The following is an 11,136-nucleotide window of genomic DNA, read 5'->3' as shown; positions in this document are numbered from 1 at the left end:
GGGGCGCTCTTGCTGGGCCGAGTTTGACCCGGTAGTGGAGGACCCGTAATCTTGACCGTCGGCGTGTCCATCGGACGCGCTTCACTCCCGTAAACCTTTTTCCTCCGGGATCTTCGAAGATTCTTTCTTCGGAGCCGGAGAGGCCGCCTCGCGCGGCTGGACTGCGGGGGTCCCGTTCCGAGCGAAAGAGAGATCCGCGTGTACGCCATCGTGCGCAGCGGTGGTCGCCAGCACAAGGTTGCTGTCGGCGACATCGTTGAGGTTGACAAGATCCCCACCGCCAATGTTGGCGACACCGTAGAGCTCTCTACGCTGCTCGTTGTCGACGGCGACGCTGTGACGAGCGACCCCTGGGTCCTCGCCGGCATCAAGGTCCAGGCCGAGATCGTGGACCACCACAAGGGTGTCAAGATCGACATCCTGCGCTACAAGAACAAGACCGGCTACCGCCGTCGTCAGGGCCACCGCCAGCAGTACACGGCGATCAAGGTCACTGAGATCCCCGCGGCTGCGAAGTAAGGGTAGGGACTGAGACATGGCACACAAGAAGGGCGCATCGTCCACTCGGAACGGTCGCGACTCCAATGCTCAGCGGCTCGGCGTGAAGCGCTTCGGCGGTCAGGTCGTCAACGCCGGTGAGATCCTGGTCCGCCAGCGCGGCACCCACTTCCACCCGGGCAACTCCGTTGGCCGTGGCAAGGACGACACGCTGTTCGCTCTCGCCGCCGGTGCGGTGGAGTTCGGTACCCACCGCGGCCGCAAGGTCGTGAACATCGTTCCGGTCGCCTGAAACGCCTGACGGCTTTCTGATCCGGATTTCGCGAGGCGGACCTCACTTCCCTGCGGGGAAGCGGGTCCGCCTTTCGCGTGTTGAAGTAGAGACATTTCCGTTCGTAACTGGAGGCACTGAACCATGACCACCTTCGTGGACCGCGTCGAGCTGCACGTCGCCGCGGGTAGCGGAGGCCACGGCTGTGCCTCCGTACACCGGGAGAAGTTCAAGCCGCTCGGCGGCCCCGACGGCGGCAACGGCGGCCGTGGCGGCGATGTGATCCTGGTCGTCGACCAGGACGTCACGACGCTCCTCGACTACCACCACTCCCCGCACCGCAAGGCGACCAACGGCGCGCCCGGCGCGGGCGACAACCGTTCCGGCAAGGACGGCCAGGACCTGGTCCTGCCCGTGCCGGACGGCACCGTCGTCCTGGACACGCAGGGCAACGTGCTGGCGGACCTCGTCGGCCAGGGCACCACCTACGTCGCCGCCCAGGGCGGCCGCGGCGGCCTCGGCAACGCGGCGCTGTCCTCGGCCCGCCGCAAGGCCCCCGGCTTCGCCCTCCTCGGTGTCCCCGGCGACCTCCAGGACGTCGTCCTGGAGCTGAAGACCGTCGCGGACGTGGCCCTCGTCGGCTACCCGAGCGCCGGCAAGTCCTCGCTGATCTCCGTGCTCTCGGCCGCCAAGCCGAAGATCGCCGACTACCCGTTCACGACCCTGGTCCCGAACCTGGGCGTGGTCACCGCCGGCTCCACCGTCTACACGGTCGCCGACGTGCCCGGTCTGATCCCCGGCGCCAGCCAGGGCAAGGGCCTCGGCCTGGAGTTCCTGCGCCACGTCGAGCGCTGCAGTGTGCTCGTGCACGTCCTCGACACGGCGACCCTCGAGTCCGACCGTGACCCGGTCTCCGACCTGGACATCATCGAGGCGGAGCTGCGGGAGTACGGGGCGGGCCTGGAGGACCGGCCGCGCGTCGTCGTCCTCAACAAGATCGACGTGCCCGACGGCCAGGACCTCGCCGAGATGGTCCGGCCGGACCTGGAGGAGCGCGGCTACCGCGTCTTCGAGGTGTCCGCCGTCGCCCACCGGGGCCTCAAGGAGCTGTCGTTCGCGCTGGCCGAGCTGGTGGCCGCGCACCGTGCCGCGCAGCCCAAGGAGGAGTCGACCCGGGTCGTCATCCGTCCGAAGGCCGTGGACGACGCGGGCTTCACCGTGGTCCGCGAGGAGGTCGACGGCGAGCCGCTGTTCCGCGTGCGCGGCGAGAAGCCGGAGCGCTGGGTGCGCCAGACCGACTTCAACAACGACGAGGCCGTCGGCTACCTCGCCGACCGGCTCAACCGTCTCGGCGTCGAGGACTCGCTGATGAAGGCCGGCGCCCGCAACGGCGACGGCGTCGCCATCGGCCCCGAGGAGAACGCGGTCGTCTTCGACTGGGAGCCGTCCATGACGGCGGGCGCCGAGATGCTCGGCCGCCGTGGCGAGGACCACCGTCTCGAGGCCCCGCGCCCGGCCGCCCAGCGTCGCCGCGACCGGCAGGCGGAGCGGGACGAGGCGGACCAGGAGTACGAGGGCTTCAATCCCTTCTAGTCGGTCGAGCCCTTCTGGGCAGGACCGGCGGAGCGTGTGGGGGCGGGCCCGGAGGAGAGATCCTCCGGGCCCGCCCCTTTGCGCGGCTCCGAACGGCTCAAGGTGGGCTGCCGCCGGTGAAGGTGACGGTCGTTGCACATCGGCGATATGGCACAGTCGCACCATCGGTCACCTCGGAAGGGAGACGTATGAACTGGCTCGTCACGGGCGGCGCCGGATACATCGGCGCGCATGTCGTGCGCGCGCTGCGCGCCGGCGGCCAGGACGTCGTCGTCTACGACGACCTGTCGACGGGCCTGCGCGACCGCGTGCCCGGCGACGTGCCCCTGGTGGTCGGCAGCGTCCTGGACGGCCCGCTCCTCGAGCGCACGCTGCGCGAGCACGCGGCGGACGGGGTCGTGCACATCGCGGGCAAGAAGCGGGTCGCCGAGTCCGTCGAGCGGCCGCTGCACTACTACCGGGAGAACGTGACGGGGCTCCAGGTCCTGCTGGAGTCGATGGCCGCGACCGGCGTCGACCGCCTCGTCTTCTCCTCGTCGGCCGCCGTCTACGGGATGCCCGACGTCGACCTCGTCACCGAGGACACCGACTGCCGGCCGATCAGCCCGTACGGCGAGACCAAGCTCGCGGGGGAGTGGCTGATCGCGGCGGCCGCCCGCGCCCACGGACTGCGGGCCGCGTCGCTGCGCTACTTCAACGTCGCGGGCGCCGCCGCCCCGGAGCTGGCCGACACCGGCGCGTTCAACCTGATCCCGATGGTCTTCGAGAAGCTGGAGGCCGGCGCCCCGCCGCTGATCTTCGGCGACGACTACGCCACCCCCGACGGCACCTGCGTGCGCGACTACATCCACGTCGAGGACATCGCCTCCGCCCACCTCGCCGCCGCCCGCCGCCTGGCGGACGCCGCCGCGGGCACCGCGCTCACCCTGAACATCGGCCGCGGCGAGGGCGCCTCCGTGCGCGAGATGGTGGACCGCATCCTCAAGATCACCGGCCGGGAGTCGGTCGTCGCCGAGGTCACCGCGCGCCGCCCCGGCGACCCGGCCCGGGTCGTGGCCGCCGCCGACCGCATCCGCGCCGAGCTGGGCTGGAGCGCCCGGCACGGCATCGACGAGATGATCGACTCCGCCTGGCGGGGCCGGCGGCACCGGCACGCCTGACCAAGGGCGCGAAAAAGGGGCGGGCCGGCCCGAGCGTCTGCTCGGACCGGCCCGCCCCCTTCACGTTCCGCGAGGTCAGCCGGCGACCGTGTTCTCCGGCGCGTCCTCGTCGACCAGGCTCATCGGCTCGGCGGGGGAGTCGTCGCGTTGTATCGGAATCTCCGCGGCCTCCCGGGCCTCGGTCCGCACCCGGCGCTCGTCGGCGCGGCCGCACAGGGCGCGTACCGCTCCGTTGAACCGGTCGATCGACGGCGGGTCCGACGGGCCGAGCAGGTGCTCCTTCAGCTCCAGGCGGGCCTCGGTGTACACGTCCTCGGTCTCGCCGCGGACGGTCGCGAGCAGCTGGGGCACCTCGACGGCCTCCGGCGTGAGGATCGTCGCGGCGCTCACGGTCGGGAAGCCGAGCCGGAACTCGGTCTCCGACAGGCCGGAGGTGTTGGCGACGGCGTACGGCTTCTCGCTGCTCAGCCAGTCGGAGACGACCGAGGAGACATCGGAGACCAGCACGTCCGCCTGGTTGAAGCAGGTGAAGATCGCCGGGCGGGCCTCGGTGACGATCAGGTGCTCCCACTCGGGGAACGAGGCCCAGTACGCCTCCTCCCACGCGGCGGTCGCCGCGCGCACGGCGTCGCTGCGGCCCGGGTCGGGCTCGCCCTGCAGCATCATCCGCTCCATCTCGTCCGCGCTGGAGCGGAACGAGGTGGAGGTCAGCCGGTGCAGCTCGGCGGCGCGCTCGGTCAGCTCGGCGGCGGCGCGGGCGTCGGGCCGGGCCCCGGAACGGCGGGTGTTCGCCTCCAGGATCATCGCCTTGATGCGCTCGTTGGCGGCGCCCGCGGCGGGGACCTGCGAACCGGTCATCGGGTGCGGCTTGTAGATCAGCCGGACGCGGTCGTCGGCGAGCAGGTGCCGCACGATGTTCTCACCGGCCAGGACCACCGAGGTGTTGCCCGGGTTGCCGTCCCAGCCCTCCCAGGTGGGCGCGTACAGCACCGTCGTGAAGGGCTTGTCCTGCACGGCGCCCGTGCCGATCTCGATCGGCGACAGCTGCGGGCGGCCCACCTCCACGACGTCCTTGTCGTCGACGCCGACGTCGGCCAGCTGGTAGCGGTCGCGGGCCGCGGGGCCCGCCACCCACACCTCGTCGTACGCCTTCGCGTACGGGTTGCAGGAGCTCAGCTTGTCGGACTCGCCGTGGTTGATGAACGCGTGCTTGATCGTCGGGATGCGCAGCACCTGGGAGGTCTTCGCGGCGTTCGCCGGGTGCAGCATCATCTTCAGCGTCGAGTTCTCCAGGGAGAACATCGTGGCGACCTTGGGGAAGCAGATGATCGGCACGTCGGTGGCGTCGATCTTGTTCACCATGAAGCGCTCGCGCAGCACGATCAGCGGCTTGCCGTCGACGTCGGCGAGCGTGGAGAGCCACATGTTCGCCTGGTACGCGGAGGTCGTGCCGCCCGAGAAGTACATGGCGACGGTCGGTTGGTAGGCGGCCAGCCAGTCGTCCAGCCACTGGGTGACCTGCTCGTCGGAGAGCCGGCGCTTCTTCGGGAGCAGCCAGGTCGCCAGGTAGAACGTTCCGCCGAGGAACAGGGCGAGCGCGACACCGATGCCGATGCCGCCCCACAGCGCGTTCGTCGTGGCCGCCGTCGCGAGCAGCCCCGCGGTGGCGGGGATCGAGAACGTCAGCAGGCGGTGGCTGGAGCGGCGCGACAGGATCCGCGGCGGGGCCGCGGACAGGCGCAGCGCCGAGGTGTCGATGTTGCGGGTGACGATCGGCAGCTGGCGGCGCCGGCGGACCAGGACCGCGGCGGCCTGGCACGCGAAGTGCAGCACGTACACGCCGAGCAGCGAGATCAGCAGCGGGGCCTGCTCGCCGAGCGGCTCGATGCCGTCGATGCGCAGCAGGCCGACGAGGATCAGCATGTCGCGCAGCAGCTGGCGCACGGTGACGTCGAAGCGGACCTTGCCCAGGAGCGAGAGCAGACCCGGCTGCCGGTACTGCAGATACACGTCGAGGGCGAGGCCGGCCGCGCTCGTGGCCACGAACAGCGGCACGTGGGGCACGAGCGCGCTGACGAGCTGGGCCGCATAGAGCGCGAACATCGCGAACAGCGCGGAGAGCTGCAGGACGCGGCGGGGGGCAAGTCCGGCGGAGGGCACGGGCTGGGCTCCTGGCAGGAATTCGAGGGTGGGGGAGGCGTGTGGGGTGGGGATCCGGCGGGTCGGGGGGCCCGTCGGATGAACGCTGACCACAGACCGTATGACTTTCGGTGCCCCCGTAGCAATCTTCCGTGACACCAATCACCGGTAAAATGGATAAAACGTACAGAACGCAGGGGCGGGCGTTCTGATCACACAACTGTGCGACTGCTGTGCGTCACGGTGTCCGCTCTGCGAAACCGGAAAGCGTCCAGGACGCCCGGTCGCGTAGATTGCGGAGCATGTCAGGGGCAACAACAGGGGCGGCAACAAGCGTGACAACCGGGGCAACGACCGAGGCGGCGGGCACGACACGGCAAGGCGTGGCGGACGCCCGCCGGATCGTCGTCAAGGTCGGCTCCTCCTCCCTCACCACCGCCGCCGGCGGCCTCGACGCGGACCGCGTCGACGCCCTCGTCGACGTCCTCGCCCGGCACCGCTCCGGCGGTGAGAAGGAGATCGTCCTCGTCTCCTCCGGCGCCATCGCCGCCGGACTCGCCCCCCTCGGCCTCACCCGCCGCCCCAAGGACCTCGCGCGCCAGCAGGCCGCCGCCAGCGTCGGCCAGGGCCTCCTCGTCGCCCGCTACACGGCCTCGTTCGCCCGCTACGGCGTCCGCGTCGGCCAGGTCCTGCTCACCAGCGACGACATGGCCCGCCGCGCCCACCACCGCAACGCCTCGCGCACCCTCGACCAGCTCCTGGCCATGGGCGCCCTCCCGGTCGTCAACGAGAACGACACGGTCGCCACCGACGAGATCCGCTTCGGCGACAACGACCGGCTCGCCGCCCTCGTCGCCCACCTCGTCCACGCCGACCTCCTCGTCCTCCTCTCCGACGTCGACGGCCTCTACGACGGCGACCCCAGCAGGCCCGGCAGCTCCCGCATCGCCGAGGTCCGCGGCCCCGCCGACATAGCGCACGTCAAGATCGGCTCCGCCGGGAAGGCCGGCGTCGGCACCGGCGGCATGGTCACCAAGGTCGAGGCCGCCTCCATCGCCGCCGCGGCCGGCATCCCCGTCGTGCTGACCTCCGCCTCGCACGCCGCCGATGCCCTCGCCGCCCGCGACACCGGCACGTACTTCCACCGCACCGGCCGCCGCAGCGCCGACCGCCTCCTCTGGCTCCAGCACGCCTCCACCCCGCAGGGCGCCCTCACCCTCGACCCGGGCGCCGTACGGGCCGTCGTAGAGCGCCGCACCTCGCTGCTGCCCGCGGGCATCGCGGCCGTCGAGGGCGAGTTCAGCGCCGGGGACCCCGTCGAACTGCGCGACGAGAACGGCCGGGCCGTCGCCCGCGGCCTCGTCAACTTCGACGCCAAGGAGATCCCCCAGCTGATCGGCCGCTCCACCCGGGAGCTCGCCCGCGACCTCGGCCCCGCCTACGAGCGCGAGGTCGTGCACCGGGACGACCTGGTCCTGCTGCGCCCCTGAACCCTCGCAAGACCCTCACGGCGGCCCGGCCGAAGCTTCGAAACGGCCGGTCCGAACCTTCGAAACAGCCCGGCCGGGCGGCCGAAAGCCTGCCTCCCGTGGGGGACCTTCCCCAAAACCGCCCCACGAAGCTCTGTCGCCTGCTCAACTCTTTGCAGGGGTACCAACGCAGCCAGTCCGCACGACCATTGCGCAAAGGAGGCCGTCGTGAGACGAGCGCGCCCGGGGGCGACGTCCCGAGGGTCGGCGGAGCGGACGCTGACGAGCGTGGCCGCGGGGGAGACCTTCCCCACCCGGTCCCCGGCCCCGGACACTCCCCCCGACAGCGCCGGGACCACCGACGAGGGCCCCCGCCTGTGGCACGTCACCCTCAGCGTCTCGGGCGCCGAGGCCCCGATCGACGAGGTCCGCCGCGCCCTGGAGCAGCTCGCGCACGACCACCCCTTCCTGCTGACCAGCCGCTACGCCGCCGACCACGCGGAGATCCGCTACTGGGAAGAGGCCCGCGACCTGCACGACGCGGCCGCCGTCGCCCTGCGCCTGTGGGGCGAGCACCGCAGGACCTCCCGCCTGCCCCCCTGGGAGATCGTCGGCCTGGAGGTCATCGACCGCACGACCTACCACCAGCGCATCGCCGCCGGCTACGGCCCGCTCCCCGCGACCCCGGTCGGTATCCACCCCTTCTGACGGGCCCGGGCCGCAACCGTTTTCGGCCATGTCTCACCCCCCGGAACAGCGGCTGGACACACCGCCGTGCCCAGTACCCTGCGGGGTATGACGCTCAACCCGTACGACTCGATGACCCCGGTCACGCAGGCCGCCTACCGCGCCCGCGCCGCCGCCCACGACATCGCCTCCCTGCCGCGCGCGGAGAAGGACGACGCCCTCGGCGCCATCGCCGACGCCCTCGAAGTCCGTACGGCCGAGATCATCGAGGCCAACGCCAAGGACATCGCCAAGGCCCGCGAGGCCGGCACCAGCGAGTCGATCATCGACCGGCTGACCCTCACCGCCGAGCGGATCCGCGCCATCGCCTCCGACGTCCGCGACGTCATCGCCCTGCCCGACCCCGTCGGCCAGGTCGTCCGCGGCAACACCCTGCCCAACGGCATCGACCTGCGCCAGGTCCGCGTCCCCCTCGGCGTCGTCGGCATCATCTACGAGGCCCGGCCCAACGTCACCGTCGACGCCGCCGCCCTCTGCCTCAAGTCGGGCAACGCGGTACTGCTGCGCGGCAGCTCCTCCGCCTACGAGTCCAACACCGCGCTCGTCCGCGTCCTGCGCGACGCCGTCGGCGGCTCCGGACTGCCCGCCGACGCCGTCCAGCTCGTCCCCGGCGAGTCCCGCGACTCCGTCACCGAGCTCATGCGCGCCCGCGGCCTCGTCGACGTCCTCATCCCGCGCGGCGGCGCCTCGCTGATCAGGAACGTCGTCGAGAACTCCACGGTCCCCGTCATCGAGACCGGCACCGGCAACTGCCACGTCTACGTCGACGCCACCGCAGACCTCGACATGGCCGTCGACATCCTGATCAACTCCAAGGCCCAGCGCCCCTCGGTGTGCAACGCGGCCGAGACCCTCCTCGTCCACCGCGACATCGCCGACGCGTTCGTGCCGCGCGCCCTCGACGCCCTCGCCGACGCCGGCGTCACCGTCCACGCCGACCCGCGGATCCTCGGCTACGCGGACGCCTCCAAGGCCACCGTCGTCGAGGCCACCCCCGAGGACTGGGACACCGAGTACCTCTCCTACGACATCGCCGCCGCCGTCGTGGACGACCTCGACAAGGCCGTCGAGCACATCCGCCTGTGGTCCTCCGGCCACACCGAGGCCATCGTCACCACCTCGCAGCAGGCCGCCCGCCGCTTCACCCAGCTCGTCGACTCCACCACCGTCGCCGTGAACGCCTCGACGCGCTTCACCGACGGCGGCCAGTTCGGCTTCGGCGCCGAGATCGGCATCTCCACCCAGAAGCTGCACGCCCGCGGCCCCATGGGCCTGCCCGAGCTGACCAGCACCAAGTACATCGTCACCGGCGACGGCCACATCCGCTGACCTGTATGGACCCGGGGCAGGCGGCGGGGAATTCCGGTGAATTCCCTTACCGTCTGCCCAAATTGACCCTTCCGGTCTACTCTGGTCGGGTGCCGGAGGACGTGGGGGGCACGCCGTCCCCGGACGGCTGGGAGCCCGACGACGACCAGGACCGCGGGGGCTGGGACGAAGAGTTCGCCTCCGTGGTCTTCGACGAGGACTTCGTGCGAGGCGCCGAGGTCCACGAGCCCACCGCGGTCGAGCGCCTGCTCGCCGCCGCCCAGGCCCGCGCCGAGGCCCAGGAGGCCGAGGCCCGCCGCGCCCGTACCCGCCGCGCCCGCGACGACGACTTCCACGACGACGGCTACGGCTACGACGACACCGGCGAGTTCGGCCGCTTCCACGACGATGCCGACGACCTCTACGAGGAAGAGCTCGACCGGGACGGCCGCACCGGCCCCTACCCCGGCGGCATGATCCGCTGGCGCCGCCCCGTCGCCTGGGCCCTCGCCCTTCTCATGGGCATCGGTATGGTCGCCCTCGCCTTCACCGCCGTCTACCGAGGCGCCTCCGCCGGCCGCTCCGACGACCGCGTGCCGCCGCCCGCCACGACCGAGCTGGAGAAGAACCTCCCGGCCCGCCCCTCCGCCTCCGCCGCCCCCTCCCGGCCCGCCGTCTCCGCCGTCCCGCGCACCCCCTGACCCCGCCGTGACCCCGCCCTGACCAGCAGATGCGCGGCCGCGCGGAAGTGACCCGCACCAGGGCCCCGCAGCGGAGCCCCCCATGACGTTTACCGGACCGCGCCGCGACCTACCCTGAAGGTATGAGCGGGCCAGGAGACCCACCGGACGGAACGCCGGACGGCGCCCCGGGCGGTGGCGGAGCGAGCGAGGACGAATACCGATCCGTCGTGTTCGACGAATCGTTCATACGCGCTGCCCGCCTCCAGGAGTTCTCCGCCGACGAGCGCATCGACGACCACACCCCGGCCGTCCGCCGCACCCCCACCCTGCGCCGCGGCCTGACCCGCCAGGCCGTCCTCCTCGTCGTCCTCGTCCTGCTCGCCTTCGGCACCGCCATCTACATGGGCGTCCGCAGCCCCTACCGGACCGCGCCCCTCGGCGCCCGGCACGTCGACCCGCTCCGCATGACCGTCATACCCCTCGCGCCCACCGGCCCCGTCCCGGGCGCCGACGGCGCCGGCGAACTCCTCGCGCACAGCCCCGCAGCCTCGTTCGCCACCGCCGCCGACGGCATCGACGAACCCCGCGACGCCCGCGGCACCGCCCACTTCTCCGACGGCCAGGTCCGCACCGCCCTCGACCTCGCCAAGCAGTACCTCGTCGCCTCCATGCTCGACCCCGACGTCCTCACCGGGGGAGCCGTCCGGCCCGTCCGCGCCCTCGTCGACCCCCAGCAGCTGCCCCAGTTCGACCGCAGCCTCGCCCACCCCGCCGCCGACGGGCGCTACGCCGCCACCGGCTGGCTGCTGCGCTTCGACCCCGACCAGGTCCGCCTCGCCGGCCCCGGCATCCGCGTCCACGGCACCCTCGACGTCGACGAGACCGACGCCAACAGCCTCGACGTCCTCTCCGACCACACCTTCGTCTACGCCCTGCGCCCCGCCCACGGCGACGCGCACGCCGGCGTCTCCCTGTTCACCGTGCGCCGCGCCGTCCACTTCCGCTTCGACCGCGACGACCTGCGCGGCCGCACCGCCGAACTGCTCTCCTCCACCGTCCAGGCCGGACCGCTCGCCTGCGCCACGGACTCCTCCGCCCGGCTGCACCCGCTGCTCGCCGGGCAGCGCGCCGGACGCTCCGGGGAGCAGGACCGCCCGGCCGGTACCGACCCGTACGCGACGGGCGGCCCGGCCGCGCTGTGCGGGGCGCTCGCACCGGGCGCCCAGCCGTCCCTCAAGCCCTGAACCCGCCTTCCGGGCCCGCGGGCC

10 protein-coding genes are annotated in these 11,136 nt (G+C 72.2%); 9 read left to right on the top strand and 1 reads right to left on the bottom strand.

Features of this window, described 5'->3' with window-relative positions; translation table 11 throughout:
* Nucleotides 1-198 precede the first annotated feature (198 nt).
* From rplU to galE, 4 genes are all read left to right on the top strand, one after another.
* Entirely contained in the window at nt 199-519 is a 321-nt protein-coding gene (gene rplU / locus ACIBTU_RS13280; RefSeq protein WP_399126163.1) for a 50S ribosomal protein L21, read from the top strand.
* Between the two features lie 16 nt (nt 520-535).
* Entirely contained in the window at nt 536-790 is a 255-nt protein-coding gene (rpmA, locus tag ACIBTU_RS13275) for a 50S ribosomal protein L27 (protein WP_188338968.1), read from the top strand.
* 123 nt (nt 791-913) lie between these two features.
* Complete coding sequence (obgE, locus tag ACIBTU_RS13270; protein WP_399126162.1) at nt 914-2,362, top strand: GTPase ObgE; 1,449 nt, start codon at nt 914-916, stop codon at nt 2,360-2,362.
* A gap of 188 nt (nt 2,363-2,550) precedes the next feature.
* On the top strand, nt 2,551-3,522 hold the full coding sequence (galE, locus tag ACIBTU_RS13265) for a UDP-glucose 4-epimerase GalE (RefSeq protein WP_399126161.1): 972 nt from the start codon (nt 2,551-2,553) through the stop codon (nt 3,520-3,522).
* Between the two features lie 75 nt (nt 3,523-3,597).
* On the opposite strand, the gene ACIBTU_RS13260 is transcribed toward galE, so the two are convergent.
* Nucleotides 3,598-5,682: a hypothetical protein gene (locus tag ACIBTU_RS13260; protein WP_399126160.1), complete on the bottom strand. Its 2,085-nt coding sequence runs from the start codon at nt 5,680-5,682 to the stop codon at nt 3,598-3,600.
* A 362-nt stretch (nt 5,683-6,044) separates the two neighbouring features.
* Between ACIBTU_RS13260 and proB the strand changes: the two genes are divergently transcribed.
* The 5 genes from proB to ACIBTU_RS13235 all read left to right on the top strand — a co-directional run bounded on the left by proB (nt 6,045) and on the right by ACIBTU_RS13235 (nt 11,112).
* Nucleotides 6,045-7,151, top strand: coding sequence for a glutamate 5-kinase (gene proB / locus ACIBTU_RS13255; protein WP_399126228.1), 1,107 nt, complete (start codon nt 6,045-6,047; stop codon nt 7,149-7,151).
* Between the two features lie 207 nt (nt 7,152-7,358).
* Nucleotides 7,359-7,838: a hypothetical protein gene (locus ACIBTU_RS13250; protein WP_399126159.1), complete on the top strand. Its 480-nt coding sequence runs from the start codon at nt 7,359-7,361 to the stop codon at nt 7,836-7,838.
* Between the two features lie 87 nt (nt 7,839-7,925).
* A complete protein-coding gene (locus ACIBTU_RS13245; protein ID WP_399126158.1) occupies nt 7,926-9,206 on the top strand; it encodes a glutamate-5-semialdehyde dehydrogenase in 1,281 nt (426 codons plus the stop codon).
* A gap of 89 nt (nt 9,207-9,295) precedes the next feature.
* The gene (locus ACIBTU_RS13240; protein ID WP_399126157.1) at nt 9,296-9,886 is read left to right on the top strand and encodes a hypothetical protein; all 591 of its coding nucleotides are present in this window, start codon (nt 9,296-9,298) and stop codon (nt 9,884-9,886) included.
* A 122-nt stretch (nt 9,887-10,008) separates the two neighbouring features.
* A complete protein-coding gene (locus ACIBTU_RS13235) occupies nt 10,009-11,112 on the top strand; it encodes a hypothetical protein (protein WP_399126156.1) in 1,104 nt (367 codons plus the stop codon).
* Nucleotides 11,113-11,136 lie beyond the last annotated feature (24 nt).

The sequence above is a fragment of the Streptomyces sp. NPDC050145 genome (assembly GCF_044460245.1).
In the GTDB taxonomy this organism is placed as follows: Bacteria; Actinomycetota; Actinomycetes; order Streptomycetales; family Streptomycetaceae; genus Streptomyces.
This window is presented reverse-complemented; position numbering and strand designations above follow the sequence as displayed.

Bases quoted from the DNA above. Each gene is read 5' to 3' on its own strand.
- rpmA (WP_188338968.1), top strand. From the start codon at position 536: ATGGCACACAAGAAGGGCGCATCGTCCACTCGGAACGGTCGCGACTCC.
- obgE (WP_399126162.1), top strand. From the start codon at position 914: ATGACCACCTTCGTGGACCGCGTCGAGCTGCACGTCGCCGCGGGTAGC.
- galE (WP_399126161.1), top strand. From the start codon at position 2,551: ATGAACTGGCTCGTCACGGGCGGCGCCGGATACATCGGCGCGCATGTC.
- ACIBTU_RS13245 (WP_399126158.1), top strand. From the start codon at position 7,926: ATGACGCTCAACCCGTACGACTCGATGACCCCGGTCACGCAGGCCGCC.
- ACIBTU_RS13235 (WP_399126156.1), top strand. From the start codon at position 10,009: ATGAGCGGGCCAGGAGACCCACCGGACGGAACGCCGGACGGCGCCCCG.